General features: G+C 63.3%; 24 protein-coding genes. 14 read left to right on the forward strand and 10 right to left on the reverse strand.

Annotated elements, in window-relative coordinates; all coding sequences use genetic code 11:
• Nucleotides 1-21: 21 nt before the first annotated feature.
• The 7 genes from sdhA to HNE_RS16080 all read left to right on the forward strand — a co-directional run bounded on the left by sdhA (nucleotide 22) and on the right by HNE_RS16080 (nucleotide 5,709).
• On the forward strand, nucleotides 22-1,809 hold the full coding sequence (sdhA, locus tag HNE_RS16050; RefSeq protein WP_011648214.1) for a succinate dehydrogenase flavoprotein subunit: 1,788 nt from the start codon (nucleotides 22-24) through the stop codon (nucleotides 1,807-1,809).
• Between the two features lie 33 nt (nucleotides 1,810-1,842).
• Entirely contained in the window at nucleotides 1,843-2,142 is a 300-nt protein-coding gene (locus tag HNE_RS16055) for a hypothetical protein (protein ID WP_011648215.1), read from the forward strand.
• 34 nt (nucleotides 2,143-2,176) lie between these two features.
• A complete protein-coding gene (locus tag HNE_RS16060; RefSeq protein WP_011648216.1) occupies nucleotides 2,177-2,959 on the forward strand; it encodes a succinate dehydrogenase iron-sulfur subunit in 783 nt (260 codons plus the stop codon).
• 269 nt (nucleotides 2,960-3,228) lie between these two features.
• Nucleotides 3,229-4,167, forward strand: a complete 939-nt coding sequence (locus HNE_RS16065) for an IS110-like element ISHne3 family transposase (protein WP_011647564.1) — start codon at nucleotides 3,229-3,231, stop codon at nucleotides 4,165-4,167.
• Between the two features lie 238 nt (nucleotides 4,168-4,405).
• Nucleotides 4,406-4,792: a hypothetical protein gene (locus HNE_RS16070; RefSeq protein WP_035592011.1), complete on the forward strand. Its 387-nt coding sequence runs from the start codon at nucleotides 4,406-4,408 to the stop codon at nucleotides 4,790-4,792.
• 312 nt (nucleotides 4,793-5,104) lie between these two features.
• Nucleotides 5,105-5,296 carry a hypothetical protein gene (locus tag HNE_RS16075; RefSeq protein WP_035592009.1) on the forward strand — a complete coding sequence of 64 codons (192 nt, stop codon included), beginning with the start codon at nucleotides 5,105-5,107 and terminating at the stop codon, nucleotides 5,294-5,296.
• Between the two features lie 119 nt (nucleotides 5,297-5,415).
• Nucleotides 5,416-5,709, forward strand: coding sequence for a hypothetical protein (locus HNE_RS16080; RefSeq protein ID WP_011648219.1), 294 nt, complete (start codon nucleotides 5,416-5,418; stop codon nucleotides 5,707-5,709).
• Nucleotides 5,710-5,737: 28 nt separating this feature from the next.
• On the opposite strand, the gene HNE_RS19070 is transcribed toward HNE_RS16080, so the two are convergent.
• From HNE_RS19070 to HNE_RS16100, 4 genes are all read right to left on the reverse strand, one after another.
• The gene (locus HNE_RS19070; RefSeq protein WP_148205913.1) at nucleotides 5,738-5,896 is read right to left on the reverse strand and encodes an HNH endonuclease; all 159 of its coding nucleotides are present in this window, start codon (nucleotides 5,894-5,896) and stop codon (nucleotides 5,738-5,740) included.
• Nucleotides 5,897-5,982: 86 nt separating this feature from the next.
• The gene (folD, locus tag HNE_RS16090; RefSeq protein WP_011648221.1) at nucleotides 5,983-6,870 is read right to left on the reverse strand and encodes a bifunctional methylenetetrahydrofolate dehydrogenase/methenyltetrahydrofolate cyclohydrolase FolD; all 888 of its coding nucleotides are present in this window, start codon (nucleotides 6,868-6,870) and stop codon (nucleotides 5,983-5,985) included.
• Nucleotides 6,851-7,150: a DUF167 family protein gene (locus HNE_RS16095; protein WP_011648222.1), complete on the reverse strand. Its 300-nt coding sequence runs from the start codon at nucleotides 7,148-7,150 to the stop codon at nucleotides 6,851-6,853. Before HNE_RS16095 ends, folD begins: the two co-directional genes overlap by 20 nt.
• Before the next feature lie 21 nt (nucleotides 7,151-7,171).
• Nucleotides 7,172-7,465 (reverse strand): YggT family protein, encoded by a 294-nt coding sequence (locus HNE_RS16100; protein WP_035592006.1) that lies wholly within the window; start codon nucleotides 7,463-7,465, stop codon nucleotides 7,172-7,174.
• A gap of 156 nt (nucleotides 7,466-7,621) precedes the next feature.
• Between HNE_RS16100 and HNE_RS16105 the strand changes: the two genes are divergently transcribed.
• On the forward strand, nucleotides 7,622-8,866 hold the full coding sequence (locus HNE_RS16105) for an MFS transporter (RefSeq protein WP_233351935.1): 1,245 nt from the start codon (nucleotides 7,622-7,624) through the stop codon (nucleotides 8,864-8,866).
• 95 nt (nucleotides 8,867-8,961) lie between these two features.
• A complete protein-coding gene (locus HNE_RS16110) occupies nucleotides 8,962-10,206 on the forward strand; it encodes an MFS transporter (protein WP_233351936.1) in 1,245 nt (414 codons plus the stop codon).
• Here the strand turns inward: HNE_RS16110 and HNE_RS16115 are convergent.
• Together HNE_RS16115 and HNE_RS16120 are read right to left on the reverse strand one after the other, a co-directional pair.
• Complete coding sequence (locus tag HNE_RS16115; RefSeq protein WP_011648226.1) at nucleotides 10,203-10,934, reverse strand: hypothetical protein; 732 nt, start codon at nucleotides 10,932-10,934, stop codon at nucleotides 10,203-10,205. The two genes, HNE_RS16110 and HNE_RS16115, sit on opposite strands and share 4 nt — an antisense overlap.
• A gap of 54 nt (nucleotides 10,935-10,988) precedes the next feature.
• Nucleotides 10,989-11,762 carry an SDR family oxidoreductase gene (locus tag HNE_RS16120; protein WP_011648227.1) on the reverse strand — a complete coding sequence of 258 codons (774 nt, stop codon included), beginning with the start codon at nucleotides 11,760-11,762 and terminating at the stop codon, nucleotides 10,989-10,991.
• Nucleotides 11,763-11,902: 140 nt separating this feature from the next.
• On the opposite strand from HNE_RS16120, the gene HNE_RS18185 reads away from it, so the two are divergent.
• The 5 genes from HNE_RS18185 (at nucleotide 11,903) to HNE_RS16150 (ending at nucleotide 16,397) form a co-directional block, all read left to right on the forward strand.
• The gene (locus HNE_RS18185; RefSeq protein ID WP_011648228.1) at nucleotides 11,903-12,553 is read left to right on the forward strand and encodes a hypothetical protein; all 651 of its coding nucleotides are present in this window, start codon (nucleotides 11,903-11,905) and stop codon (nucleotides 12,551-12,553) included.
• 68 nt (nucleotides 12,554-12,621) lie between these two features.
• Complete coding sequence (locus HNE_RS16135) at nucleotides 12,622-12,984, forward strand: hypothetical protein (protein ID WP_011648229.1); 363 nt, start codon at nucleotides 12,622-12,624, stop codon at nucleotides 12,982-12,984.
• A 93-nt stretch (nucleotides 12,985-13,077) separates the two neighbouring features.
• Entirely contained in the window at nucleotides 13,078-14,481 is a 1,404-nt protein-coding gene (gene lpdA / locus HNE_RS16140; protein WP_011648230.1) for a dihydrolipoyl dehydrogenase, read from the forward strand.
• Nucleotides 14,482-14,635: 154 nt separating this feature from the next.
• A complete protein-coding gene (locus HNE_RS18770; protein WP_049755185.1) occupies nucleotides 14,636-15,055 on the forward strand; it encodes a GNAT family N-acetyltransferase in 420 nt (139 codons plus the stop codon).
• A 4-nt stretch (nucleotides 15,056-15,059) separates the two neighbouring features.
• Nucleotides 15,060-16,397 carry an ATP-dependent DNA helicase gene (locus HNE_RS16150; RefSeq protein ID WP_011648232.1) on the forward strand — a complete coding sequence of 446 codons (1,338 nt, stop codon included), beginning with the start codon at nucleotides 15,060-15,062 and terminating at the stop codon, nucleotides 16,395-16,397.
• Nucleotides 16,398-16,403: 6 nt separating this feature from the next.
• Here the strand turns inward: HNE_RS16150 and HNE_RS16155 are convergent, their stop codons facing one another.
• From HNE_RS16155 to coaBC, 4 genes are all read right to left on the reverse strand, one after another.
• The gene (locus tag HNE_RS16155; protein WP_011648233.1) at nucleotides 16,404-16,634 is read right to left on the reverse strand and encodes a hypothetical protein; all 231 of its coding nucleotides are present in this window, start codon (nucleotides 16,632-16,634) and stop codon (nucleotides 16,404-16,406) included.
• A 61-nt stretch (nucleotides 16,635-16,695) separates the two neighbouring features.
• Complete coding sequence (locus HNE_RS16160) at nucleotides 16,696-16,899, reverse strand: hypothetical protein (RefSeq protein ID WP_011648234.1); 204 nt, start codon at nucleotides 16,897-16,899, stop codon at nucleotides 16,696-16,698.
• A gap of 112 nt (nucleotides 16,900-17,011) precedes the next feature.
• On the reverse strand, nucleotides 17,012-17,467 hold the full coding sequence (dut, locus tag HNE_RS16165) for a dUTP diphosphatase (protein ID WP_011648235.1): 456 nt from the start codon (nucleotides 17,465-17,467) through the stop codon (nucleotides 17,012-17,014).
• 45 nt (nucleotides 17,468-17,512) lie between these two features.
• Nucleotides 17,513-18,739, reverse strand: coding sequence for a bifunctional phosphopantothenoylcysteine decarboxylase/phosphopantothenate--cysteine ligase CoaBC (gene coaBC, locus HNE_RS16170; protein WP_011648236.1), 1,227 nt, complete (start codon nucleotides 18,737-18,739; stop codon nucleotides 17,513-17,515).
• Nucleotides 18,740-18,742 lie beyond the last annotated feature (3 nt).

Here is an 18,742-nt window from a genome sequence, read left to right on the forward strand (position 1 = left end):
GCGAAGAAGAGATAAAAGAATATGAGCAGCTATAACTGGATTGATCATACCTACGACGTGGTCGTGGTCGGCGCCGGCGGCTCCGGTCTCCGCGCAGCCCTTGGCGCCGCGCAGGCGGGCCTGCGCACGGCCTGTATCACCAAGGTCTTCCCCACCCGCTCCCACACCGTGGCAGCTCAGGGCGGCATCGCCGCCTCGCTCGGCAACATGTCCGACGACAGCTGGCAGTGGCACATGTACGACACCGTCAAGGGCTCCGACTGGCTCGGCGACCAGGACGCGATCGAATATCTCGTGCGCAACGCGCCTGACGCGGTTTACGAACTTGAGCATTGGGGCATGCCCTTCTCGCGCACCGAGGAAGGCAAGATCTACCAGCGCGCTTTCGGCGGCATGACCCGCAATTTCGGCGAAGGCCCCGTCCAGCGCACCTGCGCGGCGGCAGACCGGACCGGCCACGCCATGCTGCACACCCTCTATGGCCAGTGCGTGCGCGAAGAGACCGAATTCTTCATCGAGTATTTCGCCCTTGATCTGATCATGGATGATGACGGCGTCTGCCGCGGTGTCACCGCCTGGAAACTCGACGATGGCACGCTTCACCGCTTCCGCGCCCAGAAAACCATCTTGGCAACCGGCGGCTATGGCCGCGCCTATTTCTCCTGCACCTCGGCCCACACCTGCACCGGCGATGGCAATGCCATGGTCCTGCGCGCCGGTCTGCCGCTTCAGGACATGGAATTCGTCCAGTTCCACCCCACCGGCATCTACGGCTCAGGCTGCCTGATCACCGAAGGCGCCCGCGGCGAAGGCGGCTATCTGACAAACTCCGAAGGCGAACGCTTCATGGAGCGCTATGCGCCATCCGCCAAAGACCTCGCCTCGCGCGATGTTGTCAGCCGCGCGATGACCATGGAAATCCGCGACGGCCGCGGCGTCGGGCCGGAGAAAGACCACATCTTCCTCCACCTGAACCACCTCGCGCCTGAAACCCTGCATGAGCGCCTTCCGGGCATCTCGGAAACCGCCAAGATCTTTGCCGGCGTCGACGTCACCAAGGAGCCGATCCCGGTTCTGCCGACCGTCCACTACAATATGGGCGGCATCCCGACGAACTTCCACGGCGAAGTCCTCACCAAGAAGAACGGCGATCCCGACGCGGTTGTCCCCGGCCTGATGGCTGTGGGCGAAGCGGCCTGTGTGTCCGTACACGGCGCAAACCGCCTCGGCTCCAACTCGCTGATCGACCTGGTCGTGTTCGGCCGCGCCGCCGGTCTGCGCTGCGGCGCCACCACCGAGGCAGGCGCCCGCCAGCCCGGACTCGCCAAGACCGCAACCGACAGCCACATCGCCCGCCTCGACAAGATGCGCAACGCCACCGGCGACCAGCCGGTTGCCAAGCTCCGCCTAGAAATGCAGCGCGCGATGCAGTCCAACTGCGCCGTGTTCCGCACAGGCTCGGTGCTGAAAGAGGGCGTCGACGCAATCGAGGACGTCTACAAGAAACTGCCGGGCATCGATGTCAAAGATCGCGGCATGGTCTGGAACACAGATCTCGTTGAAGCGCTCGAATTTGAAAACCTGATCTGCCAGGCGGCCGTGACGGTGAATTCGGCCGCAAACCGGGAAGAAAGCCGCGGCGCTCATGCCCGCGAAGATTTCGCCGACCGCAACGACGAGACATGGATGAAACACACCCTCGCCTGGTGCGACGATGCCGGTAAGGTCTCGCTCGATTACCGCCCGGTTCACGAATACACGCTCTCCAACGAGATCGAGTACATCAAGCCAAAAGCGCGGGTATACTGATCACTTGACTATCAAGACCGGCGCGGTGCCCAGATGACCCCCTACAAGACTGTCTGGGTTCGCGCCGGGAAACTGAAGAAGGAAGAGAAGAAACTCCTCGGCAGGGGCAAAAAACTGGTCGACGACCCGCACCAGGCGGACATCGCTGAACTGGCCACCCTGATCGAGACCGCCTGCAACACATTGCACGAAGAAGGCTACGACATCATTTCCATCCTGCCGTCCGTCAGCGGCCATTCGGAAAAGGGTGTCATGAGCCAGGGCGGTTACGGTTTCGGATTTAGCATAACCGATGGCGCGGTGATCACAGCGCGCCGCAAGACAACAGACTGAAAGACGGCACGCACAGCCCGAGGGAATTGAAGACATGGTACAGCTGACCCTTCCCCAGAACTCGAAGGTCAAAAAAGGCAAGACTTGGCCCAAGCCCCAGGGCGCGACCAATCTGCGCGCTTTCAAGATCTACCGGTTCAGCCCTGAAGAGGGCGGCAATCCGCGCTGGGACACCTATTGGGTGGATATGGACCGCGCCGGCACGATGATCCTCGACGTGCTGATCTACATCAAGAACAACATCGACCCGACCCTCGCCTTCCGCCGCTCCTGCCGCGAAGGCGTGTGCGGTTCCTGCGCGATGAACATTGCGGGCCGCAACACGATTGCCTGCACCAAGGGCTTTGAAGAACTTCCCTCCGGCGAAGTCATCATCGCGCCCCTGCCCCACCAGCCCGTCGTCAAGGACCTGATCCCGGACCTGACGAACTTCTACGCCCAGCACGCCTATGTGCAGCCCTTCCTGAGAACCTCCACGCCCACGCCGGAGAAGGAATGGCGCCAGTCGGCCGAAGACCGCACCAAGCTCGACGGCCTCTATGAGTGTATCCTGTGCGCCTCCTGCTCCACCTCCTGCCCATCCTATTGGTGGAATGGCGACAAATATCTCGGCCCTGCCGCGCTTCTGCAGGCTTATCGCTGGCTGATCGACAGCCGCGACGAAGCCACCGGCGAACGCCTTGACGATCTGGAAGATCCCTTCAAGCTCTATCGCTGCCACACGATCATGAACTGCACGCAGGTCTGCCCGAAAGGCCTCAACCCCGCCGAGGCCATTGCCAAGATCAAGCACATGATGGTCGAGCGCGTGGCGTAAGGCATTTCCTGCTTATTCAATATGATCGAGCCCCTGAACCGGAAGGTTTCAGGGGCTCTTCATTTCCTGCCCAAGCACAACGCCAAACCCCTTGTATGTCATCTTTTGCCCGGCCTGCTATATTTCCGCGGTCGGCAGCGGATGAGAGCACCCCACCCCTGAGGGACACCAAGCCCGTGGGAGAGCGTGTCGCCTCATCCGCCTTGGTCATCACCCCGGACAGTCGCTTGGGCCGGCGAAAGCGAAGCCCGCATGCGCAAGGTCGGGATATGAGCGAGAGATTTGTTGGAATTGATGTGTCGAAGGAGACATTGGACGTCCATGTATTGCCGGAGGGGCGTGCCTTTGCCGTCGCGCGCACTCCAGCGGGGATAGACAGCCTTCTGGCCGCGTTGTCGGAGCTGGGCGCGGACCTGGTGGTGCTGGAGGCCACCGGCGGGCTGGAACGGGTGGTCACCGCCGCCCTGGCCGGGGCGCAGATCCCGGTTGTTGCGGTCAATCCCCGTCAGATCCGGGACTTTGCCCGCGCCACCGGGCAGCTGGCCAAGACGGATGCGATCGATGCGGCGGTAATCGCCCGGTTCGGACAGGCGATCCGGCCGGCCCCGCGAGCCCTTCCGGACGCCGCGGCCCAACAGTTGGCAGAGCTGGTCACCCGGCGGCGGCAGGTCATCGACATGGCGGTGGCCGAACGCAACCGCCGCCGCCTGGTGACGGCCAGGCCGGCCCTGCGCAGCATCGACCGGGTGCTGAAGGTTCTGGAAGCCCAGCTGGCAGACATCGACAGGGAGATCGGGGACCGCATCCATGCCAGCCCGGCCTGGCGGGAGGCAGAGGACCTGCTCAAATCCGTACCCGGCGTTGGCGACCAGACGGCCCGCACCCTGATTGCGGCCCTCCCGGAACTAGGCACCCTTGGCCGCCGTCAGATCGCGGCCCTCGCGGGGCTTGCCCCCTTCAACCGCGACAGTGGCCAGTGGCGCGGCCGCCGCTCCATAACCGGCGGCCGCGCCGATGTGCGCAGCGTCCTCTACATGGCTGCCCTGGCCGGCATCAGGTTCAACCCAGCCCTGAAAGCCTGCTACCAGCGCCTCCGGACCGCCGGAAAACCCGCCAAGGTCGCCCTCGTGGCCGTCATGCGAAAACTTCTCACAATCCTCAACGCAATCCTCAGAGACAAATCCCCATGGCAAACACAAAACGCTTGAAAGCGAACACAGTCGCTCTCCCTCTGGGAGAGGCTGCGGAGGATCAGCGTTTGCACTGCAAACGCCCGGAGCAGCCCATCGCATAGCAATGGGAGGTGAAGGCCTCCGCCCTATCCGACAAACCCAACCCCCGCCGCCGCAAAAATCCCCATCCCAATCAACCCCTTGCAAATAATCTCCCAAAACCTTCCCCACCCCCTCGGCCGGCGGACATATACTCGTCCCCATGCCGAGCTTGATGCGCCTCCGCAGACATCCAGACTTCGCCGGGTTCTTTGACCTGGTGCACCCCTTCTTCTGGCCGGTGCTGTTCTGGCAACTGATCCGCGCGTCGAAATACATCGCCACGCTCGGCTGCCGCGAGGCCCTGGTGGATGTAAACTGGTGGGGCTTTGTCACCATCGCCTTCCTCGGCGACCGCGATCCCAGCCCCTCCGCCTACAGACCACTGGCGCCCACACGCAAACCGTGGAGCGACCCTGTCTGGTCGAGTTCCGTTCCCGCAGACCTTCTCCCCGAAGCACGACGCCTTATCTTCCCCTGCACAAGCGGGGGAAGTGGCAGGGCGCGCAGCGCCCTGACGAAGGGGGCCTCCGCCCTCACGGCCACCGCCGACACCTCCTAGCTTTAAACAGATCTCGAATTCAGCCCAACACACCGGCCAGCCCCGCTGCGTCCGGCCAATCGTGCTGCCTGAAACCTGAATGCTCCGCGCAGGCGGGGATCTCGCAAGGAAAATCCAAACAAATCCAGACCGTGATCAGAAATTCAATTCACACTCACTAGCGTCTCGCAAAAGAAATCATGTAACAAATCAGTAATTATCACCTTGTCTCGGTTATTATTGGGTATTTTACTCGAAGCTTTATTTATTTCCGGACAGATGGGTGTAATCCATATTTTGAGCGCCACTTGTATTAAGCGGAATAACCTTTCCGTGGAAACGAAAGCCAAAACCATGGCCGACCAAAAAAACCAGAACAATCAGAACAGCCAGAACGCTCCTAACAAGGGCGAGCCGATGACCGAACAACAGAAGCAGGCTGCCGAAACCGAGCGCAAGAACCACGCACCCGGCTCACAGGAAAAACAGCCAGGCGCGCCAGGCGGCGACACTGACAAGAAGTAAGATCAGACCTTCAGGCAATTCCCCTGTCTGAAGTCACCTGTGAGCCGCTTCCAGCCCTTCGGGGCCGGGACGCGGCTTACGGTTTATTCGCCATCCAGTCAGCATAAGGATCAAATGCCTTGACAAACCGCGTCTCAAAAAGGCTGGTTACCTTCAATAAACCCTTCCGCCTCGACAGTATCGAGCGTCAATGGCCTGCGGGTGATTACACGATCGAGACCGAGGAAGAGCCCCTCGACAGCAAGTCTCTCCTCGCCTACCGCACCATCTGCACAACGATGATCCTGCATCCGCCTTCGGGAAAATCGGGCCGGCACATCTTCATCGAGATCGAAGCTTCAGAACTTGACCAGGCCCTGCTGCGCGACCGTGAAGAACACGGGCAGTCGCAAAGCGAAGGCCTTTCGGCCTGATTTCGGTTTGATCCGGGTGGCTGGCAGGTCAGCTCCGCCCCTTCTTCCAGTTACATTCGGCATGGGCCAGCTGAAGGTTCACCGGCTTGTCCGATCCGCCCCGCGCCCGCGCGCGGATATGATCAAAGCTCGGCCGCTGTTTTTTCCAGAGCGTGGCATGGGCAACCTCGAACCGGTGGCGTGGCATCGGTTGTCCGCAAAGGGCGCAGAGACCGCCCTGTTTGTCCCAAAGTGTCCGGAATTGTCCTGATTCTGGCGGCGTATGGCTCTGGCTCACAGCCCCTCCGGCACGGTCCAGCCGCGCCGCGCGCAGGCCGCCAGCACCGTATTGCGCAAGAGACAGGCAATCGTCATCGGCCCCACCCCGCCCGGCACCGGCGTGATGAACCCGGCCACTTCCGCGCAGCTTTCATAATGCGCGTCGCCCACAAGCCTTGTTTTTCCTTCACCTTTTTCAGGCGCCGGAATGCGGTTGATGCCCACATCGATCACGGCAGCACCGGGCTTCACCCAGTCGCCCCGCACCATCTCCGGCCGGCCAACCGCTGGCACCAGGATGTCTGCAGACCGGCACACGTTGGCCAGGTCTGCCGTCTTGCTATGGGCGATGGTGACGGTGCAGTTTTCGGCAAGGAACAGCAGGGCGGCGGGCTTGCCGACCAGGATCGAGCGGCCGATGACGACGACATTTTTCCCCGAAAGATCAGGGCCTAAGGCGCGTTTGGCCAGGATGACGGAGCCAACGGGGGTGCACGGGCGCAGGCCCGGCTTGCCGAGGCTGAGACGGCCGGCGGACACTTCCGTCAGACCGTCTACATCCTTGTCCGGATTGATTTTTTCAATTGCCGCGTCGGCGTCGAGGCCCTTTGGCAGGGGCAGCTGGAGAAGGATGCCGTCGACTTCCGGGTCAGCGTTGAGGCTTTCGATGAGGCGCTCAACCTCGGCCTGGCCCGTATCTGCGGGCAAACGATGGTGGATGGAGACCATGCCGGCGGCCTCGGTCATCTTCACCTTGTTGCGGACATAGACCTCGCTGGCAGGGTCTTCGCCGACCAGCACAACGGCCAGGCACGGCTGCCCCGGAAGGGCCGAAACTGCAGCGGCCACAGCAGATCGCACATCCGCCGCCACTGCATTGCCATCAAGTCTTGTCGCTGTCATCGCCCGCCAATCCGCTTATACGGGCCGCGAGGTCGGGCGGCCCCTCGATTTCGAGGCTTTTTAGCCGGTTCTTGCCGCCCGTCACCACCCTGACGGCAGACTTCGGGACACCGAGTGCTTTTGCCACAAGGGCTTCCACGGCGGCGTTCGCCGCGCCCTCCGCTGGAAGCGCGCGCACGCGCAGTTTCAGAAAAGGGCGCCCGGCCTCATCGGCGGCCCAGCCATCCAGCCGGTCAGACGCCGCCTTGGGCTGGACCCGCGCAGTCAGACGGTGCCGCATTCAGCCCCCACCCGGACCCGCTCAGAACGGCACCAGACCATAGCCATACCGCGCGATGACCTGGCGCAGGAAGAAGATGATCAACAGCACGATCAGCGGTGTCAGGTCGAGCCCCTGCATCGGCGGCAGAAGATTACGGATCGGGCGGTAGACCGGCTCGGTCATCCGCTCCAGCCCCGACCAGATGGACCGCACGGTCGGGTTGCTGAGGCTGATGACGTTGAAGGTGAGAAGCCAGGACAGAATCGCCTGGATGATGATGATCCAGGTGATGATGTTCAGGATCACCAGAATGACGTCGAGGATGGCGGCCATCGGCCCGGTCTCCATTAGGCTGCAATGTTGGCCCGAGACTTAGGGGGCGCCGCCCCTTGAGGCAAGCGCGGCTATGACGCGGCTTCAAATGAAGGAATGCTTTGGCAAGGGCGCCCGCCCGGCCTAGTTTGGTATATCTTTTAATGGGTATATCGAATGCATTCCACTGACACGCCGCTGCATCCGCTGACGGCTTTCCAGAGAGCCATGCTGATGGTGGGCACGGTGGCGGTTGCTGCCGGCATGAGCATCAACTTCGTGGTGGTGACGCCTTTGACGCGCAAGGCAGGCCTCAGCGAGATGGAGGTGGCGGGGTTCATGACGCTGTCGACCATCATTTTTGCGGTGATGATCCCCGTCTGGGGCCGGATTGCCGATCTTGTGGGGCGCAAGCGGGTGATGATCTTCTCCCTGTTTGCGACCGCGCTGACCAATATGGCGTTTCTCTTCACGCTGGAGGCCGGGCTTGCGGGCATTCTGACCGGCGCGTCCCTGCTGTTGACGCTGACTTTCGTGCGGGCCTGGTTTGGCCTGCTGGCGCCGGGGCTGCAGCCGGCGGCGATGGCGGCGATGACGGACGCGACGGTGCCGACAAACCGGGCGGCGGGCCTGGGCATGATTGGCGCGGCGATGGCCATCGGCTCGATCATCGGCCCGGCAGGCGCGGCCGTGCTGGCGCCGTTCGGCGCGCTGGCCCCGCTCTGGGGCACGATCGTTTTCTGTGTGCTCGTTGGCTTCCTGATTGCCTTCACCCTGCCCAGGACGGTGAAGCGCGCGCGCAATGCGCCGCGGCCCAGGCCTCTGTCGCTGACGGACACGCGGATGCGCCCGCACCTCCTCTTCCTGCTGATCTATTTCATCGCCATCGGCATGATGCAGCAGACGCTCGCCTGGTTTATCGAGGACCGCTACCGGCTGACCGAGACGCTGGGCGAGGACGCAGGCAAAGCCGCAGTGCTCTACACGGGCATCACATTCGCCTGTTATGCGGTGGCCTCGCTGATCGTGCAGTTTGGCTATATCAACCGTGTGAAGCCGGACCCGCGCAAGGTGTTGCCCATTGGCCTGGCGATGGTGGCGGGGGGCTATCTGGCCGCCGATCTCTTCTATGAGCTGTATGTGGTCTATGCCTGCTTCTTTGTTGTGGGCGCAGGCGCGGCGCTGGCGATCCCTTCCGCCAATGCGCTGGGCAGCCTCTCGGTGAGCCGGGAAGAACAGGGCGCGGCGGCCGCGCTGCTGGCGGTTGCCCCGCCCAGCGGATTTATCTTCGGGCCGATGATCGGCGCGTGGCTTTATGGGGTAAACCATGCCCTGCCCCTGCTTGGAGCTGCCACCATGGTGGGCGCGCTGGCGGTGTATGCGGTGCTGGTGACGGCGCGACGGCCGCTGACGCCGGGCTAGCAACGGGCAATTCGCCCTGCCCCGAGGAAAGGGTTTGCAAGGATTGGGTGGCGACATAGCTTGTGTCCCTTCTAGGGCGCCGGGGACCACACCAAATGGACGACACCGAAACGCCGCTGCACCCGCTGTCTCCCTTCCAGCGGGGCATGCTGATGCTGGCGACCATTGCCATGGGCGCGGGCATGAGCATCAATTTCGTGGTGGTCGCCCCGCTGACGCGCAAGGCGGGCCTTGGCGAGGTGGAGGTGGCAGCGATCCTCACCCTCTCAACCCTGCTTTATGCCGTGATGATCCCCCGCTGGGGCCGGATTGCCGACCGGGTAGGCCGCAAGCGGGTGATGGTGTTCTCGCTGATCGCGATGGGGGTGACCAATATGGCGTTCCTGTTCGCGCTGGAGGCGGGGCTGGCAGGCGTGATCACCGGCACGTCGCTGATGCTGACACTGATCTTTGTGCGGCTGTGGTTCGGTCTTCTGACGCCGGGGCTTCAGCCCGCCTCGATGGCGGCAATGACGGACGCCACGACCATACGCGACCGGGCCGCCGGGCTGGGCATGCTGGGCGCAGGGATGAGCATTGGCTCGATCCTCGGGCCGGCGGGCGCCGCCGCGCTGGCGCCCTTTGGCGCGCTGGCGCCGCTCTGGGGCACGATTGTGTTCTGTATCCTGATCGGCATTCTGCTGGGCTTTTCCCTGCCCCGCACGGTGAAGCGGCCGAGGAATGCGGCGCGGCCAAAACCGCTTTCGATGTTTGATGCGCGCGTGCGCCCACACCTTCTCTTCCTGCTGTCCTATTTCATCGGTGTGGGGATGGTTCAGCAGACGCTCGGCTGGTTCATCGAGGACCGGTATGCGCTGGCCGGGGACGACCCGGCCGCCGTGGGCCAGACAGCCGTGCTCTACACCGGGATCGTATTCTCGTGCATGGCCGTCTCCACGATCGCCGTGCAGTTTGGCTATATCTCTCGCCTGAAACCTGACCCGCGAAAGATCCTCTGGGTCGGCCTCGCGCTGGTGGCGGTAGGCTATACTGCCGCCGACGTGTTCCACGCTTTCCCTGTGCTCTGCGCCGCGTTCCTGCTGATCGGGGCGGGCTCCGCGCTCGCCATCCCTTCGGCCAATGCGCTGGGCAGTCTTTCGGTAAGCCGAGAGGAACAGGGAGCAGCCGCCGCGTTGATGTCGGCTGCGCCGCCGGCGGGGTTCATCTTCGGGCCATTAATGGGCGCCGGGCTTTACCAGGTGAACCATGCCCTGCCGCTGATCGCGTCGGCGGTGCTGGTGGGATCGCTGGCGGTCTATGCGATGCTGGTGACGGCGCGCAGGCCACTAGCCGAGGGTTAGCGGCTGAAAGGTTCGGCGCAGGCGGTGCCCTGTCTTGGCGAGCCGAAGAGGCCGGGCGGAAGGCGCAGCGCGCCGCCAACAAGCTCTGCCGTACCGGTGAAGGCTGCATCTGCCGGGATGTGGTTGCCGTCCTCAGGGGAGAGTTGCAACCGGCCATCCTCAAAGGCGTAACCGCCCCAGTAATCCTTATATATCTCGAACGGCGTCCAGGTGAGGGAGAAGGTGCCATCGGGATGGAAGATCAGCTCACGGACGGGCTCGGCGCCCGATGCGGCGCACGCCGCCTCCGGCTGAGCCCATGTGCCGACGAGAGGCAAGGCCTCCTCCAGATAAACGAGCATACGGCCGGACAGGCTGGACTCTCCCACCCTGCCCTGCAGCTGAATGGCGGCGCCGGGAGCCGCGTCCGCATCTATCAGGATTGTGCGCCCGCCCGGCCCAAGCGTGGCCGGGCCGCTGATGGCAACGTCTTCAAGGCAGGCGGGGGGCACGGGCTCGACCATGCCGGGCCGGCGCGTGAACCAGGGCGTCAGATCGATACTGGCGCCCGGCAGCACAGCTGGCGGCTCGAGCCAGAAGATATAGCCGCCAAACTCGGAGGGCGGCGCGCAGCCGACCGGAGCAGCGGGCGCGGCGCGCTCCTCCGGCGGGTTGGCGCAGGCCGCCAGAAGCAGACCTGCGAGGCAAAAACCCGATTTCTTCATGCAGACCTTGCTGAAACGAGCCATGCGCCAATAGGTGACGGTTATTTCTGGAGTGATTTGGCCAGCGCTGTCTACCGCCTACATCGCGCTGATGCCGCCATCGACTTTCAGTTCGGCGCCGGTGACGAGTTTGGATTCGTCCGACGCCAGATAAAGCACGGCATAGGCGATGTCGTCGGGCTCACCCACCTTGCCGAGCGGGACCTGGCGGGCGAGCTTTTGCAGGCCCTTCTCCTCGCCGAACATTTCCTTGATGCCATCAAGGATCGGCGTGTTGATGAATACGGGGTGGACGGAGTTACAGCGGATCTGGCCGCCGGTCTTGGCAAGGTGGAGCGCGATGGATTTCGACATGTGACGCACCGCCGCTTTGGCCGTGTTGTAGGAGATATAATTGGCGCTGGCGATGATGCCCGCGATGGACGAGATGTTGACGATGGAGCCGAGGCCATGGTCGCGCATCAGGGGGATGGAATATTTGCACCCCAGAAAGATGGAATCGACGTCCACGGCCTGCACTTTCCGGAAGCGCTCATAGGTTTCGTCCTCGACCGAGCCGAGGCCGCCGATGCCGGCATTGTTGATGAGGATGTTGAGGCCGCCCATCGCGTCATGGGCTTTCTGGGCGACGTCTTTCCACTGTTCTTCGCTGGTGACGTCATGCTGGAAGGCAAAGGCGGTGCCGGGCCCGTGGGCCTCGTTGATGGAGGCGGCGACCTTTTCGGCGCCGGCGCCGTTCACGTCGGTGACCGTGACCTTGGCGCCTTCGCGGGCGAACATGCGGGCGGTGGCTTCGCCGAGGCCCTGGGCCCCGCCCGTGATGAGTGCCATTTTACCTGAAACGCGGCCCATTGAATTTCCTCCTGATTTTTTCCTGATCCCAGCCCTAGCAGCCCGCTTCCCCGCTCGCCAAGCCCGGCTTTTGCCCGATCGATCAAATTTCCAACAATCCGTTCAGCGGGCACTTACCTTGCCCGTGATATGCGGGCGGGATGCCACGGCGCCTGATTTACCTCCTCCTGACGGGCTATGCGATTGCCTTTGCCTTTGGCGCGATGACCGCTGTGCGCTGGCCGTCGATCGTGATGGTGATGGGCTGGATCGTGACCGATGATGTGGCCGGGGGCCTGAAGGCCGTTGACTGGCGCCAGCTGGGCATTGCCCATGGCGGGGCGTATCTGCTGGCAGCAGTCTGTTACTACGCGGCGGCCGCGACGCTGGCCGCGCGCAAGCCGGGCGCCGTGCTCTGGTATGTGATGGGGCTCGTGGCGTCGATCCCGACGATATTCCTGGTGCATTTCGATCCGCAATGGTGGCTGAACCCGAGCGCGGGCGAAGGCGCAATGGCGGGGATGGCTGCGGGCGCGCTGCTTCTGCTGATTGCCGTTTGGGAGCTGCGCTATCGCTCGCCGGAGGAACTGGCCGAGGAGCGGGAGATGCTGGAAGCGGCGCCTGCCCCGATTGACTATCAGACCGCCCCTGCGGCCCCGATCCTTCGCAAGAAACGCCCCCCTGTGTTCATCGCAGATGTGGTGGTGCAGCGCCAGCGGGCGATGTTCATTGCCCAGGCCCGCCGCAAGAAGCTGCGCCGCGCCGAGCGGATGGCAGCGCGCTATGCCGAACCTGACGAGGACGAAGACTAGTTCCCGTTGCCGCCGCGCACGCTTCGGCCTACCCTTCTGGTGATAAACGCCCGTGGGGAGGCACTCTAATGCTGACAATTCGCCGTATCGCGGGCCTCGCGCTTGCTGTGCTGTCCGGCTGGCTGCTGTGGCAGGGTCTGGAGGGGGTGTTGATGATGACCTCGCGGGGGAGTTCGCTGGCGCAGGCGGTGGATCTTTTGAACGGCTGGCGGTTTCTGGCGGCGGGCGTTGCGATCATTGGCGGGCTGATGGCAGCGGCGGGCATTCGCTTTGGCGCGACGGTCTCGCTGACCGGGACGCTGCTGTTTGCTGCACTGGCGGCGGCGTTCATTCTGGCGGGGACAGATTCCAGCCTCTGGATGGATGAAGTTATCGGCGCGGCGGGAATGATCGTACTGACAGGCATTCTTCTGTTTATCCGCAGAAGCTAGGTCCAGTTTTCGGCCTTTGCAGATTGATTTTGAGGCAAGAATGCCTAGGTTGGCGCCAGATTCGCACCAGCCTTCTCAAAGGAATATATTCCCATGGCAGAGACCTATGACGTCGTCATCATCGGCGGCGGCCCCGGCGGCTACAACTGCGCCATCCGCGCCGGCCAGCTTGGCCTCAAGGTTGCCTGTATCGAGATGCGCGGCAAGCTCGGCGGCACCTGCCTGAATGTCGGCTGCATTCCGTCCAAGGCGTTGCTGCACACCTCCCACCTTTTCAGCGCGGCGCAAAACGAGTTTGCCACGCTCGGCATCAAGACCGGCAAGGTAGAGCTCGATCTGGCGCAGATGATGGGCCAGAAGGACGAGGCGGTTGAGGGGCTGACCAAGGGCGTCGAATTCCTGCTCAAGAAGAACAAGGCCGAATACATCAAGGGCAAGGGCAAGATCCTCGGCAAGGGCAAGGTCGAAGTGGCGCTGGCAGATGGCGGCACCCGCGTGCTGGAAACGAAGAACATCGTCATCGCGACCGGCTCCGAGCCTGCCACCCTGCCCGGCATCGAGATTGATGAGGAGCGGGTTGTTTCCAACACCGGCGCCCTCAGCCTGAAAGCTGTGCCGAAGAAACTCGTGCTGATCGGCGCGGGCGTGATTGGGCTCGAGATGGGCTCTGTCTGGGCGCGGCTTGGCTCGGAAGTGACGGTCGTCGAGTATCTTGACCGCATCCTGCCGCCCGCTGACGCGGAAGTGGCCAAGGAAGCCGAGCGCACCTTCAAGAAGCAGGGCCTCGCCTTCAAGCTGGGCACCAAGGTGACCGGTATCGAGAAGACCAAGACAAAGCTGAAAGTGGCCGTGGAGCCTGCCAAGGGCGGAGCGGCGGAAACGCTGGACGCTGACATCGTGATCGTCGCCATCGGCCGAAAGCCGTATACGGAAGGCCTTGGGCTGGAAGCCGTGGGCGGGAAGACCGACAAGCGCGGCGTGATCGAAGTGACCGATCATTTCAAGGTGGCAGACGGTGTCTGGGCGGTGGGCGACTGTATCCCCGGCCCGATGCTGGCCCACAAAGCCGAAGACGATGGCACGGCGGTGGCCGAGCTGATCGCGGGCAAGGCGGGCCATGTGAACTATGACCTCGTGCCGAGCGTCGTCTACACGAACCCGGAGATCGCTTGGGTCGGCAAGAATGAGGAAGAACTCAAGGCCGCTGGCGTTGAGTATGTGAAGGGCAAGTTCCCCTTCATGGCAAACTCCCGTGCCCGGACGAACCATGAGACGGTGGGTTTCGTGAAAATCCTCGCCGAAAAAGGCACCGACAAGATCCTTGGCGCGCACATGATCGGCGTGGGCGTTGGCGAGATGATCGCCGAAGTCTGCGTGGCGATGGAGTTTGGCGCGTCTTCGGAAGACATCGCCCGCACCAGCCATGCCCACCCGACGCTTTCCGAAGCCGTTCGCCAGGCGGCGATGGGCGTCGAAGGCTGGACGATGCAGATGTGAACCTGCCCCCTGCCCCGGCGGCATGTCAGATCATGACCGCCGGGGCAGCGCATGGCAGCTGTGCGCAGCTGTGTTTTACCGCGCTTGGCGCTGGACGGGGGCGCCCCGGCCTCTTACTTTGGCTGCCATGTATACTCACTTCGGAGCCGGATGGATGATCAGGCCGCTGGAAGCAGCGGACATCCCCGAATGCCGTGACATCTTCACGGATTGCCTGACGGATATGCCCTGGCGCGAGCGCCACCGGGGGCAGCATCTGGCATTGCGCCGGGCGCTGGAAACCCAGCCCGCCTGGGTGGCCGAGGAGCCCAATGCCGGCATTATCGGCTTTCTGACACTTCAGGTGCCGACAGATTATGTCGACCATCTGTTCGTGGACCCAGACTGGCGCTTTTGCGGCGTGGCGCGGGGCCTGCTGGAAGTGGCCCGCCAAGAGGCAGCCGGCACGCTGAGCCTGGACGTGGATTCTGAAAACCTGATCGCGCGGCGCGCCTATGAGGCGCTCGGCTGGCAGGTTGTGGCCAGCACCGGCGGATCAGGCCGCGCGCGCCAGATGCGCCTTGTCGGCCCCTGAGGGGATGACATCTGCCACCCCGGATACGGTTTACGCCGCGCCTGCCGAATGGGTCGCGCGGGGGGCTGGCGCGCAGGGAAACCTTTTCCTGACCGGACGGGCGGGCACGGGCAAAACCACATTGCTGCGTAAATTCCTGGCCGAAGCGGGCGAGAAAGCTGTTGTACTGGCGCCGACAGGCGTGGCGGCGATGAACGCGGGCGGACAGACGATCCATTCCTTTTTCAAGCTGCCGCCGCGCCTGGTCGAACCCCAGGATGTGCGCCGCCTGCCCAATGCGCGGGTGGTGCGGGCCGTGGAAACGGTGGTGATCGACGAGATTTCGATGGTGCGCGCCGACATGCTGGACGCCATCGACCGCAGCCTGAAGCTGAACCGGGGATCGAAGCGGCCATTCGGCGGGGCACGGATGATCCTCTCGGGCGACCTGCATCAGCTGCCACCTGTAGTATCCTCTCAGGAGGGGCCGATCCTGGCTGACCGGTATGGCGGCTCCTACTTTTTCAATGCGCCGATTTTCCGCGAGGCGGAGTTTTCGCTGCTGGCCCTGAAACATGTGTTCCGCCAGGCAGAGCCGCGCTTTCTGGCTCTGCTGGGCGCGCTGCGCTCTGGCCGGGTGAAGCCCTCGGATGAGGCCATCCTGCAAGGGCTGGTGTCGGGGCGCAGCGCAGCGGACGCTTCCGATACGCATGTCGTGCTGACGCCGAACAATGCCAATGCCTTCCGCATCAATCAGAACCGGCTGGCGGGCCTGAAGGGTGAGCGAAAGAGCTTCCCGGCCACTGTGCAGGGACAGTTCGACGAGAAAAGCTTTCCGACCGAGATGGACCTGGAATTGCGGGTTGGCGCGCGGGTGATGCTGATCAAGAACGATCCGGAAGGGCGCTGGGTGAACGGCTCTCTGGGCATCGTTGAAGGGTTTACCTCACGCACGGTGATCGTCTCCATAGATGGGCGGGTCTATGAGATCGAGCCGACGGCCTGGGAGAAATACCGCTACGATTTCGAGATGGATTCGAAGAAGGTGAAGCGTGAAGTGGTGGGCACCTTCAAGCAGGTGCCGCTGCGGCTGGCCTATGCCGTGACCATCCACAAGGCGCAGGGCCTCACCCTGGACAAGGTGTTCATCGACTTTGATTCCGGAATGTTCGCCCACGGACAGGCGTATGTGGCCTTCTCCCGCGCGCGCACGCTGGAGGGGCTTGAAATCTCCCGCCCCCTGCGCCCGCGCGACCTTGTGCTGGACCGGGAAGCCTTTGCCTTTGGCGAGTTGGAAAAGATCGACGAGACGCCCGCTTACCTTCTGGCGAAATTCCGCAAGGATGAAGGCGTTCTGGTTTAGCCTGCCTCAGGCGAGACGGCGGATTTCTTCTGCCAGATCGCGTTCTTTGTCGGTCACGATTTTCTCAAGGACGCGCACGCGATCCTTCAGGCGGCCGATTTCGTCGCGCATGGCAACCATGTCTGACTGGCTTGCCATATCGGCTGGTGCGTTTTCGCGTGCCTTGATCCAGGTTTTGATCAGCCCGGCGCCGACCGTGATGGCGACAATGGCGATAACCATAGTGAATGGGTCCATGGGACGCCTCCTTATGCGCAGATTGAGTTTGTATAATGCAGGATTGCGTCTGCCGCCAGCATCAGCCGAGGCCGTCAATATCGCGGCGCAGGCGCCAATCGCGGTCGGTGATGATCTGTTCCAGCGTGCGGACGCGGGCGGTCAGACGCTCGAACTCGGCGTCGCGCGCGTCGGGCCGCTTCTGCTCTGCGCCGCGCTTTCGGCCTGACCGGAACGCCAGCCAGAACACGAAGGCCCCGACGAAGAAGTAAAAAGCTGCTGCCATGACCACTCCCTCCTTATTGATATTCAATATGTGGGGAAGATGGGCTCGCGTTCAAGAAAAATTGAACGGCGGGGGCCATTATTTTTGGAGAGGACGCCCCATAAGCGGTCCGTCAGCGGCCTGTGGAGCCGAAGCCACCTGCCCCGCGCGCGGTCTCGCCGAGCGCCTCAACCTCAGTCCAGGCAAGCCGCGTGACCGGGGCCAGCACGAGCTGGGCAATCCGCTCGCCGCGCTGGATGGTGAAGGGCTCAGCGCCGAGGTTGATCAGGATGACCTTGATTTCGCCGCGATAATCGCTGTCGATCGTGCCGGGCGTGTTGAGGCAGGTAAGGCCGTGCTTGGCGGCAAGGCCAGAGCGCGGGCGGACCTGGATTTCGTAGCCTTCGGGAATCGCGACCGAAAGACCGGTGGGCACCATGGCGCGCTGGCCGGGGGCCAGAATAACCGGTTCGCGATCTGGCACCGCCGCGCGGACATCCATGCCGGCAGAGCCCGCCGTCTCGTAAGCGGGAAGATCAAGCCCGGCAAAATGGGGCAGCGGAAGCACTTGAACGGTCACATCGGTCATGACGCGACGGGTGGGGAGACTCTGGGGAGGAGTCAAGCGGGGAGCTTACTCCGCCGCGAGGGACAGGCCGTCTGCATCGCCAGCAAAGGCCTCGGCAATCTTTTCGGCGAGGCGGGCGCTGACGGCTTCCTTGGGCATGCGGGGCCAGCGGTCGATACCGGCCTGGGTAATCAGGGCGATCTCGTTTTCGAGGCCGCCCATGACGTCGCCGGAGACATCATTGGCAACGATCCAGTCGCAGCCCTTGCGGGCGAGTTTTTCGCTCGCATGGCGCTCCAGGTCGTGGGTCTCGGCGGCAAAGCCGATGACGAGTGCCGGGCGCTTTTTCTTCTTGTGGCTGATCGTGCGCAGGATGTCCGGATTTTCGGCAAGCTCGATGGCGGGGGATTTGCCCTCCCCTTTCAGCTTGAGCTTCTTGTCGGCCGCTTTCACCGGGCGCCAGTCTGCGACGGCGGCGACCGAGATAAAGATATCCGCTGGCAGAGCATCTTCGCAGGCCTTGAGCATCTCGCGGGCGGTTTCGACCTTTACCAGCGTGACGCCTTCAGGGGCTGGGAGAGAAACAGGGCCGGAGACGAGCGTAACCCTGGCGCCTTCGGCGGCGAGGGCCGCAGCAATGGAATAGCCCTGCTTGCCGGAGGAATGATTGGAGATGTAGCGCACCGGATCAAGGGGCTCGCGTGTCGGCCCGGCGGTGACGAGGGCGTGGCGGCCGGCGAGGCGTTTCTGCCGGGGGCGGAGCATCGCCTCGATCTGCGCCACGATACGCGGCACATCCGGCAGGCGGCCGGGGCCGAACTCGCCGCAGGCCATCGGGCCAACATCAGGCTCCATGACTGTAACGCCATCCGCGCGGAGCTGGGCAATGTTGCGCTGGGTGGCGCCATGCTGCCACATGCGCACATTCATGGCGGGCACCATGAGGACCGGCTTGTCAGTGGCGAGCAGCGTGGTGGACGCAAGGTCGTTGGCGTGGCCGTGAACGGCCTTGGCCATCAGGTCTGCGGTGGCGGGGCAGACGACGACGAGGTCGGCCGAGCGGGAAAGCTCGATATGGCCCATCTCGGTCTCGTCGGTCAGGCTGAAGAGTTCCGTATACACTTTTTCGCCGGAAAGCGCGGCGACGGAGAGCGGCGTGACAAACTCTGTGCCCGCCTTTGTGAGGATGACGCGCGCGCCAATGCCGCGCCGGCCGAGCTCACGGATGAGCTCAAGGCTTTTATAGGCGGCAATGCCGCCACCGATGACGAGTAGGATGCGTTTGGCGCTCATATA

The sequence above is a fragment of the Hyphomonas neptunium ATCC 15444 genome (assembly GCF_000013025.1).
GTDB classification, from domain to species: Bacteria; Pseudomonadota; Alphaproteobacteria; order Caulobacterales; family Hyphomonadaceae; genus Hyphomonas; species Hyphomonas neptunia.

Excerpts from the sequence above, each read along its gene's own strand:
- sdhA (WP_011648214.1), top strand. The coding sequence starts at position 22 with ATGAGCAGCTATAACTGGATTGATCATACCTACGACGTGGTCGTGGTC.
- HNE_RS16055 (WP_011648215.1), top strand. The coding sequence starts at position 1,843 with ATGACCCCCTACAAGACTGTCTGGGTTCGCGCCGGGAAACTGAAGAAG.
- HNE_RS16060 (WP_011648216.1), top strand. The coding sequence starts at position 2,177 with ATGGTACAGCTGACCCTTCCCCAGAACTCGAAGGTCAAAAAAGGCAAG.
- HNE_RS16065 (WP_011647564.1), top strand. The coding sequence starts at position 3,229 with ATGAGCGAGAGATTTGTTGGAATTGATGTGTCGAAGGAGACATTGGAC.
- HNE_RS16070 (WP_035592011.1), top strand. The coding sequence starts at position 4,406 with ATGCGCCTCCGCAGACATCCAGACTTCGCCGGGTTCTTTGACCTGGTG.
- HNE_RS19070 (WP_148205913.1), bottom strand. The coding sequence starts at position 5,896 with ATGCCACGCCACCGGTTCGAGGTTGCCCATGCCACGCTCTGGAAAAAA.
- folD (WP_011648221.1), bottom strand. The coding sequence starts at position 6,870 with ATGACAGCGACAAGACTTGATGGCAATGCAGTGGCGGCGGATGTGCGA.
- HNE_RS16095 (WP_011648222.1), bottom strand. The coding sequence starts at position 7,150 with ATGCGGCACCGTCTGACTGCGCGGGTCCAGCCCAAGGCGGCGTCTGAC.
- HNE_RS16100 (WP_035592006.1), bottom strand. The coding sequence starts at position 7,465 with ATGGCCGCCATCCTCGACGTCATTCTGGTGATCCTGAACATCATCACC.
- HNE_RS16105 (WP_233351935.1), top strand. The coding sequence starts at position 7,622 with ATGCATTCCACTGACACGCCGCTGCATCCGCTGACGGCTTTCCAGAGA.
- HNE_RS16110 (WP_233351936.1), top strand. The coding sequence starts at position 8,962 with ATGGACGACACCGAAACGCCGCTGCACCCGCTGTCTCCCTTCCAGCGG.
- HNE_RS16115 (WP_011648226.1), bottom strand. The coding sequence starts at position 10,934 with ATGGCTCGTTTCAGCAAGGTCTGCATGAAGAAATCGGGTTTTTGCCTC.
- HNE_RS16120 (WP_011648227.1), bottom strand. The coding sequence starts at position 11,762 with ATGGGCCGCGTTTCAGGTAAAATGGCACTCATCACGGGCGGGGCCCAG.
- HNE_RS18185 (WP_011648228.1), top strand. The coding sequence starts at position 11,903 with ATGCCACGGCGCCTGATTTACCTCCTCCTGACGGGCTATGCGATTGCC.
- HNE_RS16135 (WP_011648229.1), top strand. The coding sequence starts at position 12,622 with ATGCTGACAATTCGCCGTATCGCGGGCCTCGCGCTTGCTGTGCTGTCC.
- lpdA (WP_011648230.1), top strand. The coding sequence starts at position 13,078 with ATGGCAGAGACCTATGACGTCGTCATCATCGGCGGCGGCCCCGGCGGC.
- HNE_RS18770 (WP_049755185.1), top strand. The coding sequence starts at position 14,636 with ATGATCAGGCCGCTGGAAGCAGCGGACATCCCCGAATGCCGTGACATC.
- HNE_RS16150 (WP_011648232.1), top strand. The coding sequence starts at position 15,060 with ATGACATCTGCCACCCCGGATACGGTTTACGCCGCGCCTGCCGAATGG.
- HNE_RS16155 (WP_011648233.1), bottom strand. The coding sequence starts at position 16,634 with ATGGACCCATTCACTATGGTTATCGCCATTGTCGCCATCACGGTCGGC.
- HNE_RS16160 (WP_011648234.1), bottom strand. The coding sequence starts at position 16,899 with ATGGCAGCAGCTTTTTACTTCTTCGTCGGGGCCTTCGTGTTCTGGCTG.
- dut (WP_011648235.1), bottom strand. The coding sequence starts at position 17,467 with ATGACCGATGTGACCGTTCAAGTGCTTCCGCTGCCCCATTTTGCCGGG.
- coaBC (WP_011648236.1), bottom strand. The coding sequence starts at position 18,739 with ATGAGCGCCAAACGCATCCTACTCGTCATCGGTGGCGGCATTGCCGCC.